Raw genomic sequence first — 17,571 nt, forward strand, 5'->3', positions numbered from 1 at the left:
ATCCATACACTAACGACATGATAGTCAATAAAACCACAAAACAACGATTTGTCAGGTTAAAAAACCAAAACAGAAGACTTACAATCAAAAGAAATCGATTATTTCAACCTAGCACCAGTGCTTTCCATTTCTCAGTGTGAGGCATGTCCTATTAAGTAATATCTTCTTAAAGTAACATTCAGCCAATTGATACATCGCTTCAGTATTTGGTCATTATCACTTTCTCACAGGGTTCACTTTAAGATGAATAAAACGCTTTCACTGTTACTCACCACCACAGCTTTATTTTCAACATCGCTCTTGGCTGACACCAATAAACAAGAAATGGTGAAACAGATTCAAGCACAAGTTAACTCTTGGATAGACATTCAGGTCACGCCACAAACTAGCATCATTCAAAAGATGGTCTTCAACTGTGAGTTCTACAGTGCAACCCCTTATATCAAGTCGCCTGACGGGAGCGAGAGCAGTTCTGGTTCATACCGTTTTTACTCGCACAACGGTGTTTTAGGCTCGATGACAGAACCCTTCACCACTCAACCCCTTCCGGAGTTGACGATGTGCCTTAAAGAAGACTTCGTAGTCACCAACCAAGATGAAGCTCAGTTATTGTTTGAAGCTATTGAAACGGTCTACCCAAATCATTCAATGTTCGATGAGAACTTTCCTAAAGAGATCATCAATAAGCCAAATGGTTGGCACTTCATCGATGGTGAGATTTTTGATGATAACAAAGGCTATGTCATTGAAAGCAACGCTGAAGGCAAAGTGACCAAAATCATCCGCTCACTGAATCTTTAACACGCTGTTTCTTCTATACCATTTTGTTCTTGTTTGAAACAGCTTCTTAAAGACTGTTAAAGGCCAGAATTCAATTTGACCAGCGACTGGCTGAACATAGTAAGTTCGGTGGGCGCGGTTCGACCAAACATCAGTTCACCGAGTTCAATATGATGACCAGTTATCAACCCTTCGAGCATCTCAAGTGTCCTATTTGGATATATGACATTGATAATAAGAGAATAACTTGGGCAAATAGCAGCGCCCTCCCTCTTTGGGAGTCAGAATCTATGTTTGAGCTGACGTCGCGCGACTTTAGTATAGAGATGTCAAAGGCAATAGAAGCGACCTTGGAAGAATACCAAAGGCAATTTCTACGTAACGAAAGCATCAAGATTTGGTGGAACTTCACCCCAAACTACATCTCTAAGCGTGCATTGTGTCTATTTTCTGGAATCCCATTGCCCGATGGTCGGACAGGAATGTTGGTGCAAGTCATTGCTGAAGAAGGCAGCTTAAAGCACGACCTAACTTGCTCAGATGGCGTAAACCTTTCCCTTTTGTTTGATAGGACTGGAAACGTAGTGAGTGCTAACTCCGCATTTTATCAAAACTATGGTTCACCGTTTGGCACGCTATCCGACTTTGTTTCTAGCGAAGAGACCGCTGCACAGTGGTTGTTTGCCGCACGTAAAGGTCGTGAAATTCTAGAAGAAGTCAGCTGTCAAATAGATAACAAAACCCATCACTTTGACGTTCAAGGAAAGTGGCTATTTGATAAAAGCGAGCTGCTGTTAAACCTCACCTGTACAACCAAACAGAAAGAGAAGCTACTCAAAGCCAGATACAACGCAGAGCACGACTGTTTAACTGAGCTTTATAATCGTCGTGGAATAACTAATCTTCTAGAAACCAGCATTGCCTATCGCTCGCCCTTTGAGTTGATGTTTGTTGATCTTGACGGCTTCAAATTGGTCAATGACACTTATGGACACAGTGTCGGTGATCAACTACTCAAACAAGTTGGCGAGCGTCTTAAACAGTTGGTTGATGAAACGTGCATGATCGGTCGATTTGGGGGCGACGAATTCATTGTTATTGCTCATACCTGTCGAAATAAAAACATCCCTCTGCTTTGCACTCGTATTATTGATGCCTTGAACCGGAGTTTTCATATCAAAGGCATTGGTACCTTGTCTGTTGGTTGTAGCATCGGTACCGCACATTTCCCTGATAATGCCGTCGATCAAGAATCACTGCTTAAGCAAGCAGGTATGGCGATGCATATTGCTAAAGCCAATGGTCGAAATCGTTTCCAAACTTTTACTCCTTGCTTGGCACAAACTCTTCACCGTAAGGTAGAAATCCGCCATCGACTCACACGCGCACTAGAAAACGATGATCTCAATCTTCATTACCAACCGATCATGAACACCAACAGTGATAAGGTGAAGGGCTTCGAAGCGCTACTTCGATGGTCGGACAAAGAGCTGGGTAACATCGGGCCTGATGAGTTTATTACCTTGGCGGAAGAAACAGGTCAGATTGTACCGCTCGGGAAATGGGTTCTTAACTCGGCACTTAAACAGTTATCGATTTGGCAACGAGAGTTTGATAGCGAATTAATGATGAGCATCAATATCTCAAGCATTCAGATGCACGCGTCCTTTGCCGAGCAATTATCGGCAATGCTTGAGTTCTACAATATCCAGTCTCAAAGTGTTGCCCTTGAAATTACCGAGTCCTCAATGATCTTCAAGCACGGTGAAGTCAGACAAGCGTTAAACGATATCTCCAAGTTGGGGGTAGAGCTTCACCTTGATGACTTTGGTACAGGCTACTCGTCGCTCTCGATGTTGCATGATCTGCCAATTAGCACAGTCAAACTCGATAAAAGCTTTGTCCATGGTTCGCATAAAGGGAGCAAAGCAATTGTTCAAGCTACCCATGCTATTTGCGACAAATTGGGGCTTAAAGTGGTAGCTGAGGGTGTCGAAACAGAAGTGCAAAAAGCATTCTTAATCGATTGCGGATACCAGTATTTGCAGGGGTTTCTATTTAGCAAGCCCATCCCATCAAATGAAGTAGAAAGTCGATTTTTATCCGCTTGATAGATAGACAACTAAAGATTTATTTATCAATACGTTAGATCTTTGGTTGCTTAGTGAACAACATAGCGCTGTCTTTGTTAACGCTTACGCAAGCTTACATTGCACCAACCAAGAAAGGAAACAAGATAACCTATTGTTTATTATGAACTTAAATAACATCACCCGTTAATATAGTAGTACGCACTTATACCTACTAACTGTAATGATATCAGTATTTCGTTTACCCTACGCCAACACTTGCATAAGGCTCTAAAGCTACCAATATGAGAACACAACGCGGCTTTACTATTTTGGAACTGATCACTTGTTTAGTTATTCTAGGGCTGGTTTCTGCTACCGCGATGGTGAAGTTCTTAGATATTCAAGGAAACGCACGAGCAAGTAAAATACACGACGTGGCAGGTAACCTTCGTACGGGTATAGACATGATCTACGCTAAATCAGCAATCGCGGGCGTTGAGGGTGAATGTAACTACGTGGAAAAAACTGAAATCGAAACCTACTACGTGTGCCATGGTTATCCAATCGCTTATGTCGATTCGTTAAGGCGCTTGCTTAGCATTGACCCAACGGAGCTATACGTAAACAACAAAGAAGTCGAGGATGGCAGCAATGCAGAAAGGGTCGCCGTTATCTCTTTTGATACGGAAAGTTACACCTATTCACCTGTAGGGGACTTTTGTCAGGTGCTGTATCAACCAGAAAAAGAACCACAAATCGTCGTGCTTGATGGCGCATGTTAATCACCATTCACAGCTTTCCGCCTAGCCATAAAACTTAGCCTTAATCGCCATCTTTGAGTGAGTACTGTTCGCTTTATGTCAGTTCTTGTTTAGCTCATTCTTGACTCTGTCGCGACTCATATTTGAGTCTCGTTCTTTTGTAAACTTTTTCCATCTTAACCAAATGAGAAAGAGAATCATGAAAAAGAACACCTTCGTTTTACCAGCCATCGTAATTTCAACGGTATGTATGTCATTGTCTGCATTCGCAAATAGCCGTGACAACTCTATCGAAGCTGGCGTGACCTTCATCGGAAATCAAGAACTGGCAAGCTTCGGCTATAGTAAAGAATTGTCGAACAACATCGTTGTCGGTGGCGGTTTCTCATTAGGAACGGAAGCGGTAGATTTAGATGAGCCAAACTCACAAGATGCATGGGGCTTATACTCCAACATTGGCTACAAATTTGAAATCGCTGAGTTCGATATTATCCCTAAGATCGGTATTAACTATCTGAATGCAGATGTGAGATTTGACGACTCAGCATCTAACGACATCAATATCGACAATGTCTATGGCTCAATAGGCACAACGGTTAACTGGCGCATGATAGGCTTAACGGTAGATTACGGTAAGATCAATGATTCTGCAATGGTGCCTGATGGTTCAGGTGGCACAACACCATTTGAAGAAGACGTAGTACGCGTTACCGCAAGCTTCAATTTCTAGCCTTTAGCTTTCTACCTCTCACCAATAGAAAGCAATCGAGAGCTCCTATTAATCACCTAATTAGGAGCTTTATTTTTAACTTTATACGGAAATCTACGTTTTTTCCCCTAGGGGGTTATGATGGTGTTTGTTAAATAATCAAAAGCCAATTTCACTTCTAATTATAACTGACTAAAAAGTGACACTAATTGAGTCAAGTCGTTAATATATCTACGTTTAATTAGAGATCTAAGTATTGAACCAGCCTAACTCATATCAAATCACAATATTCATCAACAAAATAGAGTTCAAACACTAACCAAAAACAGGTTAACTATGGAATAGAAATCACAATTAAAACAACGTATCGCTTTAAATTTAATCCTTCCAGTAAAAATAAATCGATTAGATTCTTATCCGAACAGATTAATTTACAAAACCAACCTACAAACCTTCTTAAAATCCCACTATTGATGATTTAATTAATTTAAATTCATATTCAATAATAAAAAGTAGTATCTATATTAAATGACATTAATATCATCTAAGTTCTTGTAATTAAATTTAATCCTGAAAAATTCTGATAAATCTGCCTCATCAATAGCCACCACAAATACTACGACCATCTACATTAGCAACTGCTAAATTTACGATTAAAACCGCTAGTATAGAAGCTTATAATTGGATAAATACCAAAACAAATGGATAAATCCCCCTTCTCTCTTGTAAAAAATCGCCTTTCATTTATAAATTCAAGTTTTGGGTGAACATCTCGATAACCTTTCATTACAGCCCAGATTCTGCGATTAGTATCAATATCTTGAGAGGAAATGGTGACATTTTAGTTATGTTATTTTGAAAGGACTCTTGGGTTGAATGACAATCTCAACCACCACATATCAATTACACGAATATAATAACTATCGCTTAGGAGTTGAGCTATGCACTGTTCTTTCAATATAAATAACAATAATGAGAGCTTGCAACTTATTTATAATGAAGAAAAAATATACATCAAAAGAAACAGTAATAAAATATCAGAGGAAAGTCTAAATAGTAAAGAGAGTTTTGTATTTAAATATCTTGTTGAGCACTCTTCAATATCGAACCCTCAATCAGCACGAGACGTTGAAGAATCGTTTAAATTACACTTTGATGAAGAGTTTAGTTTGTACGCATTAAAAAACATTATCGCTTCGATAAGAAAGAAGTATCGAAGTTTATGTAAAAAAGCAAAGATTGATAATAATAACGAACTGATCACCAACTTATATAAGGTCGGCTACTTTATTGATTTAGATAAAAGTCCGGCAGATCGCATCAAACCTAAGCACAACATCAACCAATTCAAGCCCAGCCATATCGATGTGCTAAAGCTGATGTACCGCTCTTACCACAAAGAACTGATACGCTCTTTCATACTCATGCTGACTGTTTCTTCGTTTATCTTATTCGTTATCTACTTTTTCCAAATCTTTTATACAACGAAGATTGCCGATGAATACAGCCTCAACACTAAGCAGGTCGCAGAAGAAGTGATGAGCGATGGTTGTTACAGCGACGTCGCTGTCTACGCGCTAAGGCACTCTCTAAACTTTGACTCCGTCATCATGACAACACCAGATGGCTCATGTTACATATCTAAGAGCCGCTCCAAGTTCATAGAGCCAAACCAAGTTGATGAGTTCTACGACAGCCTAGATTTTGCTTACTCACGTTTTAAGTTGCCTGAAAACGGCGTTTACCTTACCGCTCGAATTTCCAAGAACTCAATAGAAGCTCGCTATAGAAACTCATTATTACCGCTGTTCATAGATTCAGTCTCGATACAAAAAAATGGCTATTACATTCTGAATCTCGGAGAGCAAAGCCAGCCGATTTACCAACACTCACTGCCAAGCGGTGCGACTATCACTTTTTATAGTCACAATATAATCGCATTCTGGATCGGGCTAACTTTACTGTTAACTCTAATATTTTATCGTTCTTACCTGTTGGGCTTTGTCGTTTATCTGTTTCGCTGGAAGAATATCTCCTTTGAAGAAGAGCCTATCATCAACACGGAAGACAGCAGCGTCTTGTACTATGAACTGTTGTCCAGAGTGCGCAATGTCGGTGTGTTAGATTTCATCAATACCATGAGACGCACTAACCTATTGACCTTCCATACTATTTTGCTGATTGAGACGGTTAAAAACGCCAAATCAAACAATAGCCATGAGATCTATGGCGTCAACGTATGCCCGAGTGCGTTAGTGGGTACTAACTTTGCTAAAATTCAGTACCATTTAGCGGCAATGGAAGCGAACGAATTTGTTGTCGAGATCACCGAATACTCGAACATCGGGTATGGGTGTGAGGTGATTGATAACATCAAAGAAATTAAAAAGTTGGGGATTACTATCGCGCTGGATGACTTCGGTACCGGGAACAATAATATCGAGATTATTAGCGTTATTTCTCCGACGTACCTGAAGTTAGATCGCTGTTTTGTCAAAGACATTGAATCAGGAGAACATCATCAAGGAGTGTTGCTCAACATATCCGAAATTGGACGCTTATCTAACATCACTATGATTTACGAAGGTGTCGAAACTCGCCGACAACAATACATCTTGTGTCAACTCGGCTACAACCTGCAACAAGGCTACTTGTACAGCAGGCCTCAAAGCACCACGACTTGATCACTTTCTAGACATTAACTACCTGTGAGCTCATTTATCCCGAATGACATTAGGCTCAAAAAGACAATCATGTCAGAGCTCACAGGGGAAATATTGCCTACCCTAAAATCAAACAGGCAACAGCTTATCGAAGTAATCATCAAGTGAACAATCGAAGTTAAATCACTTCAAATTCAGCATCTTATCTATATATCACACCTCTACCTTCAAGCACGTCTGGTCCGTCGATAATAATTATTTCCAATAAAAACCTTGCCAATCTGGATAAAAAGGTTAGTGTTATACACATGTATATCACCATGCAGTTTTAATTATGACCGAATGGAAAGACGACCAACCGATCTTTAGGCAGCTAGCTGCAAAGATCAGTGACCAAATTCTTCAAGGTGTTTGGTTAGAACAACAAGCATTGCCCTCAGTGCGTGCTGTTGCCGCCGATCTTAAAATCAACCACCTTACTGTCATGAAAAGCTATCAGTTACTGGTTGATGAAGACCTAGTCGAGAAAAAACGCGGCCAAGGTATGTATGTCGCAGAAGGGGCACTTCAAAAATTGAAAGAGTCCGCACATCAATCATTCATCAACACACAGATCCCAGCCATCGCTGAGACGCTAGGCATCATTGATATGAGTGTCGAAGAACTCGTGAAACAGCTAGAACAACATATAAAGGACAAGTCATGAGTACTTTACTTTCAGTGAAAAACGTAACCAAAACCTATTCAAATCAAGTGGGTGTCGAGAACATCAGCTTTAAGTTAAAGCCGGGCCAAGTGCTTGGGCTGCTAGGTCACAATGGCGCAGGTAAATCGACCCTGATCAAATCACTGCTTGGTGGGCACAACTATCAAGGTGAGATAGAAGTTAACGGCTACCACCCTATCCACCAGCATGCAGAACTCATGTTGCACCTGTCGTACATTTCAGATGTGAACGTATTGCCTGAGTGGATGACAGTAAAGCAACTGCTTCGATACACACAAGGCGTTCACCCAAGCTTCAACAAGCAAAAAGCAGAACAGACGTTAAGTAGCACCAACATTAAGCTATCTTCAACGATCAAACAGCTTTCTAAAGGGATGAAGGTACAGCTTCACCTTGCAATCATTATCGCGACCGACACTCAAGTGTTGATCTTAGATGAGCCAACGCTAGGTCTAGATCTGCTCTACCGCGATACTTTCTATCGCCACCTCCTAGAGTGGTTCCATGACGGCGAACGCGCGATGATCATCGCTAGCCACGAGGTTTCAGAGATTGAACACCTATTAACAGACGTATTAATTTTGAAACAAGGCCATTGTGTGCTGCAAAAGAGCATGGAAGACATCGAGAACGACTATTTCATTATCGATGTCGCAAACAACCACTCAAGTGAAATCCAGAAACTCAATCCACTGACCTCACAGCCTGGGCTAGGAACCACTAAGTGGTTATTGGAAGGCCAATACAAAGCGCAAGTTGAATCATTGGGTAACATCTACAACGTTGGTCTCGCAGACCTATTCCTTGCAACACAGACGGAGAAGGCATAATGCACCCAACTTTTTATATGCTAGAAAAAGAACTGATCGAGCACAAAATTAACACTCGATTGCCTCTATTTATCGCGTTATGTGGTTTCTTGCTGTTCGTTAGTTTGTTTTTCAATGGCGCAGCGCAGCATGAGTTTTTCTTCCAAATGGAAGTGAATGGTGACGTGAGCGACATCCACAGAGAGTTCGCACAAGACCTCAACTCAGTGATCTACTTTGGTGCAGGCCTTATTTCTCTCATACTTTCGACGCTTTACATCCCTAAAACACTGCGTAAAGAGCGCCAAGAAGGCAGTTCGATGTTTTGGAGAAGTATGCCAGTATCCAATGCCATGACTCACGCCGTGAAGCTAGGCTTCGGTCTCGTGGTTATTCCGGCTATCTGCGCGCTATTAGTTCTATTCGCTGACGTCCTGTTTTGGGTACTGAACGTTTCAAGCGAACAACAATTGGCATTGATAGTAGAGCAGCAATCACTGTTTTATGTGCTGAGCAATTGGTTGGTGTTCTTTGGACGAATGATGTTAATTGCATTAGTTCTGCTGCCATTAGCAACGGTTACTCTGGCGATTTCACAACTGGTGAACTCTCCATTGCTTGTCATTTTTATCTCAAGCTATGCGATTAAGTTTCTGTCTGTCGCCGTGTTTGGATTTTATGGCATCAATGACTTCTTCTCTCTCATCGCTTCACTGCCGATGAATCTACTCACAGCAAGCAATCCATTCAGCGTGATTGCAGAAGCGCCAGTTCTGTCTTTGGGTATTTATGTACTGATTGGTGTTGGCGGCTATCTGTTGAGCCTAAAGCTAAATAGAACGGACGATGTGAGCTTGAAGACGCTGTTCCAACGATAGAGTCACTTATTCTGAGCCCTCAACGGGTAACCAAATTAGATATCAAAATCTAAATCAAAGCTTCTGAGAAATCGGGAGCTTTTTTATTGGCTGCTGTTTTATTGTTAGGTGCTTTGAATTCTAACAACGGTTTTCGTGATAGAGGCAAAGATACGGATTGGTGGTTGGTTTTGCTTCAGGGAGCTGAGTACTGAGTGAGGTAAGGATAATCTAGGAGGTATTAATGAGCTGACATTGAATTGCATTATTGTTAATGCCTGCCAGCTCTTTGGGGGATGATTTCTTTAGTCGCTGACCAGATGAAGGTCCTTGAGAGCGCTATTGAAATCGGTTTGTTGCGTTTTACATTTGATTAAGCTGTTCAGCTTTTTTAAAGCTTTACGATTTAAAGCTTATTTCTTTGAAGCTTCTTTCGCTGTGTCTTTCCAGTATTGGATGCGAACGCGATGAAGCTGTGCTCTTCTCATTTTTTTCATAAGGGATATTTCCTTTTCTTTAACTGCTCTTCATGAGCTATTTTTATTGCCAACTATTCGAATCTAACGGTGTTTGACGGCCAGATCAATGATACAAATCACAAAATATATAGAGTTTTGAGTACCATTTACATCAAAGTATGACCTAGTTATCAACTATGGCTCAATTCAATCTCTTAAGCCGTTGTTCGAAATTTAGATTAGTTATCTCAGATGACAAATTCATTTCAGTATCAATACAGTTCAGTGATACGTATTTAATAGACCGGACTAACACGGATTTAGTTCCCAATAATTTGCCTTTCCTACTCCTGCCATTAACTGGCCTTTCTCGCGTAATACTTGTCTTCCTCCCAATTAAAGTTACAGCGTAACTGGTGTGCTTTTTGTATTGACTATTTTTTATTCACACAGGCCTATACGACACAAACTCAAAATGGGATTATGTTTGTAACGGAAGAGCTTTTAATAGAAAAAGACAGTAATAGATAAAATCAAATGGACGTGATCATGAGTAAAGTCATTCTACAAGGGCATATCCTTGTGCCAAACAACGACCTAGAAGCCGTCACACAAGCGCTGGTTATTCATAAGGAACTCACACTCTCAGAACCTGGTTGTATCGTGTTTCGAGTCAGTCAAAGCTCACTTCAACCTAATCGTTTTGAAGTTTATGAGGAATTCACTAGCCGTGAGGCGTTTGAAGCGCACCAACAGCGAGTCAAAATTTCTGAGTGGGGTGACATTTCGAAGAATGCAACACGTCACTATCAAGTCACCGATGTTCCGACACCATAATGATTGACCCGCTAGCCAACCGTATTATCACATTGATCAAACAAGATCCCCTGCGAATGAAGGTTTTAGACTACGTCTCTCAGCTGGGTTTACCACAATGCTATATCGCCGCGGGCTTTGTGCGAAATTTCGTTTGGGACTACCTACATGGTTATGCCTCCCCGACTCCACTCAATGATATTGATGTGATCTACTTTGATCCCAACGATACCTCTTACGAATCGGCTATTCGATACGAGGCTCAGCTTCAAGAGTGGTTACCTGAACTCAACTGGCAAGTTCGCAATCAAGCCAGCATGCACACCAGAAATGGGGATGGGCCTTACCAAGGTTCATTGGATGCGATGCGTTACTGGCCAGAGAAAGAAACCGCCGTCGCCGTAAAGCAAAGCCCGACAGGAGAAATCGAGTGTATTTCCGCTTTTGGTTTAGAGAGTTTGTTTGATTTAAAGATCACACCGACCCCTAATCGCAACAAAGACGTGTTTGACCAACGAGTTCAGTCTAAAAACTGGTTAACTCATTGGCCCAAGTTAACGATTGGAAACAATTAACGATTAACGATTAGCGATTAGCGATTAGCGATTAGCCACAGTGAGTTAATGAGCGGCTACAGTCAACGATCGGCCGGATTCAAAATGAAAACCATTGACTAAAAGCCCAATCAGATCGAACATGCCCCCACTTGCTTAGCTTATTAATTTATTAGCTTAGTAAGTTAGTAACTAACCAAGTCATCAACCGCGCTCGGTCACTCACTGCTGCGCTCTCTCGTCATACTGAGTAACGACCATGAACCAACAATACATGCTGCAAGCTCTTGAAGCTTCGCGCCAAGCCCTACCCGATTGCCAACCAAACCCGCCAGTGGGTTGTGTTTTGGTTAGGAACGATAAAGTGGTGTCTGTTGGATATACGCAAAAAGTCGGTGGAAACCACGCCGAGGTTGAAGCACTGAATGGCTATGACAGCGAAACGGACGGAGAAATGGAGGGCGTTACCGCTTACGTAACTTTAGAGCCATGTTCATTTGTTGGCAGAACACCCGCTTGTGCCAATACATTGGTTAAAGCAGGTGTAAAACACGTAGTAGTGGCGATGCTAGACCCAGACCCGCGCAATAATGGTCGTGGTGTGGCGATACTTGAATCGCACGGCGTGAAAGTGGATGTAGGGCTATGCCAAGAACAAGTGAGCGCTTTTCTAACCCCGTATCTTGGTAAGTCTTAGCTCTTAAACAAGCCAACGCTAGCTCAATTTGACTCGATAAAGCGGATTGACTGGCTTATCGACAAAATACGACCAAATATGATCGTAGACGGCATGTTGGTTGGGGAACGGCGCAAGTGCTTTCGCTTCCTCTAAATCGCACCAGCGGTACTCTGTATGTTCCTCGTTCAGTTCAATCGCTTGGTTGGGTGGGCATAGCACCGCAAACACTGGGATTAGCTGAATCACATTAACGTGAGCCTCGTAAAACTGCTCCAGAAACTGCGCGTTATACAAAGCTTTCACTTTAATTTGGGTCTCTTCTTCAAACTCGCGCACGATAGCCTGCCAGCCTGTTTCACCTGCTTCAATCGAGCCTGCGACATGGCACCAAAATTCGCCTTTCACACGCTTCATTAATAACATTTTCATTTGTCCGTCGATCTCTGAAATAGCGACACCGGATACAATCGAAGTATTGAGTGGAATCATAACGTTACCTTAGATTGAACAAGAGGGCGGCAAGGCTACCACCCTTCGTTTATGAAGTTGTCTTCTTTGATTAAAAACGAGAGGCCACTCATCAATTTATAAACATCAAGCGTAACTCTTGAGGTTTGTATATCTAATAACAACCTTTGTACCCAGTCATTGAGCGATTCTTATTTGAGGCGTATTTCGATAAAGAGTAGAATCGCCGCCTTGTACTGTGTTTCTTCACTTTTGTTTTTAGCGCATCAGTTTTTAGACTCTCACACAGTAGACTCACAACCATTTATCACCACGATATAAGTATTAATACGACTATGCACTCATCAAAATCAACGCACGACTCAGAAAACAGCCATACTCCTGAGCATTGCTTCACTCGTTTTCAACAGCCGATCGAGTCATATTCGTTGCCTGAGCGTTTCACCTTCCCGTTCTATTACGAACCGCACCCACTGTGTGAAATCGCCTCTCATCAGCTTCAACAATATCTAGAAACTCAAACCGACTGGCAGCATGACTTCGGACTGGATTCTGACGCTGGTCGCGGCAAAATGTTTGGTGTGTTACTGGTGAAAAGCCCTGAAGGTGAATTGGGTTACTTCTCTGCTTTCTCAGGCAAAATCGCCGACCAAAACCTACTGCCTCACTTTGTGCCACCCGTATTCGACATGTTGAGCAGCGACAGCTTTTTCCATCAAGACACAGCCGACATGATGGCTGTGAATGCGGAATTTAAAGCGCTGCAAGCAAACGCTGAATACCTTGAACTGTGCGAACAGTTAGCGCAGCAGAAAGCGCAAGCTGAACAGGAGATTGAAGCTCAGCGTTTATTAATTATAGAAGGCCGAAAAACACGTAAAGAACAACGCGAACAAGGTAAAGAAAACCTTGATGAGCAAGCCTTCGAACAGCTAAATAACGAGTTAAACAAGGCCAGTGTTGCCGACAAGAATCAGCAAAAATATCTTAAGCTCAACTGGGAACAAATTCTAAATGAGTTACAAATCAAAGTTGATGTGTTCACTGTTCAATTAGCTGAACTCAAAGAGCAAAGAGCACACCTTTCTCATCAGCTTCAGCACAAGCTTTTTTCACAATACGCTTTCCAAAATGCGGAAGGTAACATTGAGGATCTCAACCAGATCTTTGAAGACACGCCAAACAAGATACCACCAGCAGGTTCTGGCGAGTGTGCCGCACCCAAGCTTCTGCAATACGCGTATTTAAACGGTTACACACCATTGGCACTGGCTGAATTTTGGTGGGGTCGTTCACCGAAATCGGAAATCCGTAAACACAAGAAATACTACGCCTCTTGCCAAAGTAAGTGTGTACCGATTTTAGGTCACATGATGAAAGGCCTTGAAGTCGATCCCAACCCATTGCTAGAGAACCCAGCAGAAGGTAAAGACCTCGATATCCTGTTCCAAGACGATCACATCGTTGTGGTACACAAGCCAGCAGGTTTTCTCTCCGTACCGGGTAAAACCATCAAAGATTCGGCCTACACTCGTGTTCAAGAAATGCATCCCGATGTTGAAGGGCCATTTGTTATCCACCGCTTGGATATGGCGACCTCTGGCATTCTAATATTTGCTCTTACACGACGTGCGAACAAAAGCCTACAGAAGCAGTTCATTACTCGTGAAGTTGAGAAGCGTTACGTGGCAATGATAGAAGGCGTTTTAGAGCAAGATGAAGGCTATGTTCGCTTACCACTGCGTGGAGATTTATACGATCGTCCTCGTCAGATTGTCTGCTTCGAACACGGCAAGCCAGCTGAAACGAAATGGGAAGTGATTGAGCGAAACCAAGACACCACTAAGGTTTATCTGCACCCTAAAACAGGCCGCACACACCAATTACGAGTTCACTGTTCACACCAAGAAGGGCTAGATATGCCTATCTTGGGTGACGGCTTATACGGCAACAAAGCCGACCGACTGCACTTACACGCAGAAAGGCTAGCACTACACCACCCAGTCACCAAAGAGTGGATGGAGTTCCAGTTCGACGCTGAGTTCTAAGCGTTAAGCCTAGGGGATAAACCAGAGTCACAAACCATTTGTGACTCTGCCTCCCTCTTTCCCCTACCCCTTTCGGATAATTCTCCACGCTTATTGCACTACATCAAAGTTCACTTTCTTATGACGAGTAGCATTCGCCTCTTCTTCTTTCCTTGAGGCCTTTGATATGTCATCAGCTGCTTTGAATATACAACCCAACACAACGACTTCTTCCGTGATCGCTTCGCAAGCACTAAGCTTGAAACCACTCACAGACAAAAAGCCAGACTTAAACTCGGCAATGCTCAATCTAATTGAAGAAGTTAAAAACGAACTCCCTCTTTACGAGTCGGAGACGTTTATCTGTGGACCGAAAGGAAACTGCTCTGGTTGCTCTAAGAAATTATTGGAGATGGTCGACAGTGAATTGATGTACTGGGAACACAGTATTTCAATCGGCCAAGGCCCTAATTTCGAAGAATTACGCCGTTTTGGTAAGCTATGCAGTAGTGTTAGACGCGGCCTAGAGCGCAACGGCTTGGTAGAAAAGCGCCCAAAGAAAAGATAACCAGCTAGCTCACAGCTACTACAAGCTTTCGATGAGCATTACAAACTATCGATCCGCATTACAACCTATCAATCATCATTGCAATCCAGCCTAGCCACTAACAGGTTGAACTCGTTCACTATAAGAGTGATAATATTTTGTAATACAATAAGTACCAAGACAAACCATTAGAGATTTTCCGCCAAGTTCTTGAGCGAATCCATCCTTCATGTCTAGCGTGTCTTAAACCTTCTGAAAGCCAACATCACATCCATTAAAAAACCTTTATTGGATAGCGGGGAATACCTTGAAGAAACCACAACCAATACTGGGTAAGACCGGTATGCTATTTTTCCTCGTCATCATCAGTGCGTTTCCTCCATTGACCATCGACCTGTATTTGCCAGCCCTTCCGCAAATGGTTGAGGTGTTCAATACCGACCAATCGATGGTCAACCTAACCCTGAGCAGCTACTTCGTGACCTATGCGGTTGGCCTGTTGTTCTGGGGACCACTCAGCGAAAAGTTCGGGCGTAAGCCGATTCTACTCATTGGCATCGCAAGCTATATGGTGGCGAGCGTCTTATGTGCTATGACCAATAGCATCGAGCAGTTGATTGGTGCTCGTATATTCCAAGCCTTTGCGGGCAGTGCCATCACCGTTATCGCAACCGCCATTGTGAAAGACCTTTATGACGGCCGAGAACGTGAAAAGATCATGGCAACTATCATGTCGTTGGTGATCATCGCACCGATGGTTGCGCCTGTATTTGGTGCTTTCCTGCTGAAAATAGCGTCTTGGCGAATGATGTTCGTCACTCTCGCTATTTTTGGTGCATTCGCATCAGTACTGGCGCTTTGCTACCGAGAGACGCTTGAAAGCAAATACCAAGGCTCTATTTTCCGGTCATGGGGAAGACTGGCCGTGGTCATGAAAAACCGCTCATTCATAAAGCTACTGGTTATTTTTTCTATCACACCAATGGCGCTAATGGGCTTTCTTGCCGCAGGTTCATATATCTACATCAATGACTTCGGATTGACCGAACAACAGTTCAGTTACGCTTTCGCATTCAACGCATTGTGCGCCTCATTTGGGCCAACGCTTTATATGAAGTTGTCCTACCGAGTGTCGGTTCAAAAAGTGATTTCAGCGTGTTTTTCCCTGCTGGCGATTGCCGGAATCTTTACGCTGACAGTCGGTGGTTTGTCACCTTGGTTCTTTATGTTTATCGCAGCACCAGCGACGTTGATGGTTATCATCATGCGAGTACCTGGCACCAACTTAATGTTGAACCAGCAAGACCATGACACAGGTTCTGCCGTCGCATTGATTCAGTTCTTTAGCATGATTTGTGGTTCACTTGGTATGGTTTTGGTTTCAATCCGCCCAGATTCGTTAATTGAAAACCTAGGCTTTATTCAATTATCGGTGGGAATCCTAGGCGGCTTGATGTGGCTGATGGTCAGAAACAAAGAGTATGTGACTAAGAAGCTGAATTAGGCACATCCAAAATAGCTAAGTTTGTACTCCAACACGATTTAGGGCGTCCTCGATCGTGTTTGAGGTCTCGCCCTCACTGGCTTTAGCGCATATTGGCTCCAATTCCCTCAATTGGAGTAAACCTCATGAAATGGGCACATTTACTGTTCGCACCCCTGCTTTCCTTTTGTACTTCTGCCATCGCTTCCGATGTCGGATTCACTCAAGTCACCTTAACTGACGATCCTAATCGCCCGCTAAACACTGCCATTTGGTATCCCACACAAGATACGTCAGACACAACCTTGATTGCCGATAATCCAGCCTTCATCGGTACGCAAGTCATCAAAGATGGAGAGATTCAATCCGGCACTTTTCCAGTAGTACTGCTATCACACGGCTACCGAGGAAACTGGCGAAACCAAAATTGGTTGGCGACCGAACTGGCGAGTCGTGGCTACATCGTAGCGACCACTGACCATCCGGGAACCACTTCTTTCGACCAATCCCCGAAGCAAGCGGCGAAATGGTGGGAGAGACCACAAGATATGTCACGCATTCTGGACTACTTGTTATCCGAAACCCCGTGGAAGCAATTTGCTAACGCTGAAAATGTTACCGCAATCGGACACTCTCTAGGTGGCTGGACTGTAATGCAATTAGCGGGCGCGAGATTGGATAGATCAACCTTTGAAGCCAATTGTTTGGTATACCCGAACCCACGAATTTGTGGACTCGCTGTGGAGTTAGGGCTATCCAAAGTCCAAGCCCAAGAGCCAAGCAATAAAGACCTTTCAGACCCTCGAATTCAACGTGTAGTTAGCCTTGATCTAGGGCTTGCTCGCAGCTTCTCAGTCGGCAGCTTAAATGACGTTACAGTGCCAACCTTAATATTGGGGGCTGGGATTGATATTGGGGATCTACCTCAGGCATTAGAGTCTGGCTATATTGCTGAGCACATGCCTCTTAATTTAAGGCGCTATAAGGTCTATGAAAGCGCTACCCATTTCAGCTTTATTCAAAGCTGCAAACCTGGGGCAGTACCAATGCTTGAAGAAGAAGTGCCAGGTGATGGCATTATTTGTAAAGATGGCGTCGGTATATCACGCGACCAGCTACATCAATTGATCTTAAACGACATCGTTAGCTTTCTGAATTGAT

At 42.8% G+C, this 17,571-nt stretch carries 16 protein-coding genes; 15 read left to right on the plus strand and 1 reads right to left on the minus strand.

Annotation, left to right across the window (positions count from 1 at the left end; genetic code table 11):
* The first annotated feature begins 243 nt into the window (after positions 1 to 243).
* From AB8613_RS16615 to AB8613_RS16665, 11 genes are all read left to right on the plus strand, one after another.
* Positions 244 to 801 (plus strand): hypothetical protein, encoded by a 558-nt coding sequence (locus AB8613_RS16615; RefSeq protein WP_327784460.1) that lies wholly within the window; start codon positions 244 to 246, stop codon positions 799 to 801.
* A gap of 149 nt (positions 802 to 950) precedes the next feature.
* Positions 951 to 2,891, plus strand: coding sequence for a putative bifunctional diguanylate cyclase/phosphodiesterase (locus tag AB8613_RS16620; protein ID WP_372385271.1), 1,941 nt, complete (start codon positions 951 to 953; stop codon positions 2,889 to 2,891).
* A gap of 263 nt (positions 2,892 to 3,154) precedes the next feature.
* Entirely contained in the window at positions 3,155 to 3,634 is a 480-nt protein-coding gene (locus AB8613_RS16625; RefSeq protein ID WP_102339002.1) for a type II secretion system protein, read from the plus strand.
* Between the two features lie 178 nt (positions 3,635 to 3,812).
* Positions 3,813 to 4,343, plus strand: coding sequence for a hypothetical protein (locus tag AB8613_RS16630; protein WP_372144950.1), 531 nt, complete (start codon positions 3,813 to 3,815; stop codon positions 4,341 to 4,343).
* 920 nt (positions 4,344 to 5,263) lie between these two features.
* Positions 5,264 to 7,006: an EAL domain-containing protein gene (locus AB8613_RS16635; RefSeq protein ID WP_372385272.1), complete on the plus strand. Its 1,743-nt coding sequence runs from the start codon at positions 5,264 to 5,266 to the stop codon at positions 7,004 to 7,006.
* A gap of 313 nt (positions 7,007 to 7,319) precedes the next feature.
* Positions 7,320 to 7,691, plus strand: coding sequence for a GntR family transcriptional regulator (locus tag AB8613_RS16640; RefSeq protein ID WP_017111621.1), 372 nt, complete (start codon positions 7,320 to 7,322; stop codon positions 7,689 to 7,691).
* On the plus strand, positions 7,688 to 8,542 hold the full coding sequence (locus AB8613_RS16645) for an ABC transporter ATP-binding protein (RefSeq protein WP_372385273.1): 855 nt from the start codon (positions 7,688 to 7,690) through the stop codon (positions 8,540 to 8,542). Before AB8613_RS16640 ends, AB8613_RS16645 begins: the two co-directional genes overlap by 4 nt.
* Positions 8,542 to 9,399: a hypothetical protein gene (locus tag AB8613_RS16650; RefSeq protein ID WP_372385274.1), complete on the plus strand. Its 858-nt coding sequence runs from the start codon at positions 8,542 to 8,544 to the stop codon at positions 9,397 to 9,399. The genes AB8613_RS16645 and AB8613_RS16650 overlap by 1 nt, the downstream gene beginning before the upstream one ends.
* Before the next feature lie 986 nt (positions 9,400 to 10,385).
* Positions 10,386 to 10,673 carry a putative quinol monooxygenase gene (locus AB8613_RS16655; protein WP_102300333.1) on the plus strand — a complete coding sequence of 96 codons (288 nt, stop codon included), beginning with the start codon at positions 10,386 to 10,388 and terminating at the stop codon, positions 10,671 to 10,673.
* Positions 10,673 to 11,227 carry a nucleotidyltransferase family protein gene (locus AB8613_RS16660; RefSeq protein WP_102353680.1) on the plus strand — a complete coding sequence of 185 codons (555 nt, stop codon included), beginning with the start codon at positions 10,673 to 10,675 and terminating at the stop codon, positions 11,225 to 11,227. The genes AB8613_RS16655 and AB8613_RS16660 overlap by 1 nt, the downstream gene beginning before the upstream one ends.
* Before the next feature lie 238 nt (positions 11,228 to 11,465).
* Positions 11,466 to 11,903 carry a bifunctional diaminohydroxyphosphoribosylaminopyrimidine deaminase/5-amino-6-(5-phosphoribosylamino)uracil reductase RibD gene (locus tag AB8613_RS16665; protein ID WP_017108272.1) on the plus strand — a complete coding sequence of 146 codons (438 nt, stop codon included), beginning with the start codon at positions 11,466 to 11,468 and terminating at the stop codon, positions 11,901 to 11,903.
* Positions 11,904 to 11,921: 18 nt separating this feature from the next.
* On the opposite strand, the gene AB8613_RS16670 is transcribed toward AB8613_RS16665, so the two are convergent.
* The gene (locus AB8613_RS16670; RefSeq protein ID WP_076676350.1) at positions 11,922 to 12,374 is read right to left on the minus strand and encodes an NUDIX pyrophosphatase; all 453 of its coding nucleotides are present in this window, start codon (positions 12,372 to 12,374) and stop codon (positions 11,922 to 11,924) included.
* 314 nt (positions 12,375 to 12,688) lie between these two features.
* On the opposite strand from AB8613_RS16670, the gene AB8613_RS16675 reads away from it, so the two are divergent.
* From AB8613_RS16675 to AB8613_RS16690, 4 genes are all read left to right on the plus strand, one after another.
* A complete protein-coding gene (locus tag AB8613_RS16675; protein WP_372385275.1) occupies positions 12,689 to 14,401 on the plus strand; it encodes a pseudouridine synthase in 1,713 nt (570 codons plus the stop codon).
* A gap of 166 nt (positions 14,402 to 14,567) precedes the next feature.
* Positions 14,568 to 14,948 (plus strand): hypothetical protein, encoded by a 381-nt coding sequence (locus tag AB8613_RS16680; protein ID WP_065105314.1) that lies wholly within the window; start codon positions 14,568 to 14,570, stop codon positions 14,946 to 14,948.
* A gap of 322 nt (positions 14,949 to 15,270) precedes the next feature.
* Positions 15,271 to 16,431, plus strand: a complete 1,161-nt coding sequence (locus AB8613_RS16685; protein ID WP_372385834.1) for a multidrug effflux MFS transporter — start codon at positions 15,271 to 15,273, stop codon at positions 16,429 to 16,431.
* A 125-nt stretch (positions 16,432 to 16,556) separates the two neighbouring features.
* Positions 16,557 to 17,570, plus strand: a complete 1,014-nt coding sequence (locus AB8613_RS16690) for an alpha/beta hydrolase family protein (RefSeq protein WP_372385276.1) — start codon at positions 16,557 to 16,559, stop codon at positions 17,568 to 17,570.
* Position 17,571 lies beyond the last annotated feature (1 nt).

The sequence above is a fragment of the Vibrio sp. BS-M-Sm-2 genome (genome assembly GCF_041504345.1).
Taxonomy (GTDB): domain Bacteria; phylum Pseudomonadota; class Gammaproteobacteria; order Enterobacterales; family Vibrionaceae; genus Vibrio; species Vibrio satsumensis.

Bases quoted from the DNA above. Each gene is read 5' to 3' on its own strand.
- AB8613_RS16615 (WP_327784460.1), top strand. From the start codon at position 244: ATGAATAAAACGCTTTCACTGTTACTCACCACCACAGCTTTATTTTCA.
- AB8613_RS16620 (WP_372385271.1), top strand. From the start codon at position 951: ATGATGACCAGTTATCAACCCTTCGAGCATCTCAAGTGTCCTATTTGG.
- AB8613_RS16625 (WP_102339002.1), top strand. From the start codon at position 3,155: ATGAGAACACAACGCGGCTTTACTATTTTGGAACTGATCACTTGTTTA.
- AB8613_RS16630 (WP_372144950.1), top strand. From the start codon at position 3,813: ATGAAAAAGAACACCTTCGTTTTACCAGCCATCGTAATTTCAACGGTA.
- AB8613_RS16635 (WP_372385272.1), top strand. From the start codon at position 5,264: ATGCACTGTTCTTTCAATATAAATAACAATAATGAGAGCTTGCAACTT.
- AB8613_RS16640 (WP_017111621.1), top strand. From the start codon at position 7,320: ATGACCGAATGGAAAGACGACCAACCGATCTTTAGGCAGCTAGCTGCA.
- AB8613_RS16645 (WP_372385273.1), top strand. From the start codon at position 7,688: ATGAGTACTTTACTTTCAGTGAAAAACGTAACCAAAACCTATTCAAAT.
- AB8613_RS16650 (WP_372385274.1), top strand. From the start codon at position 8,542: ATGCACCCAACTTTTTATATGCTAGAAAAAGAACTGATCGAGCACAAA.
- AB8613_RS16655 (WP_102300333.1), top strand. From the start codon at position 10,386: ATGAGTAAAGTCATTCTACAAGGGCATATCCTTGTGCCAAACAACGAC.
- AB8613_RS16660 (WP_102353680.1), top strand. From the start codon at position 10,673: ATGATTGACCCGCTAGCCAACCGTATTATCACATTGATCAAACAAGAT.
- AB8613_RS16665 (WP_017108272.1), top strand. From the start codon at position 11,466: ATGAACCAACAATACATGCTGCAAGCTCTTGAAGCTTCGCGCCAAGCC.
- AB8613_RS16670 (WP_076676350.1), bottom strand. From the start codon at position 12,374: ATGATTCCACTCAATACTTCGATTGTATCCGGTGTCGCTATTTCAGAG.
- AB8613_RS16675 (WP_372385275.1), top strand. From the start codon at position 12,689: ATGCACTCATCAAAATCAACGCACGACTCAGAAAACAGCCATACTCCT.
- AB8613_RS16680 (WP_065105314.1), top strand. From the start codon at position 14,568: ATGTCATCAGCTGCTTTGAATATACAACCCAACACAACGACTTCTTCC.
- AB8613_RS16685 (WP_372385834.1), top strand. From the start codon at position 15,271: ATGCTATTTTTCCTCGTCATCATCAGTGCGTTTCCTCCATTGACCATC.
- AB8613_RS16690 (WP_372385276.1), top strand. From the start codon at position 16,557: ATGAAATGGGCACATTTACTGTTCGCACCCCTGCTTTCCTTTTGTACT.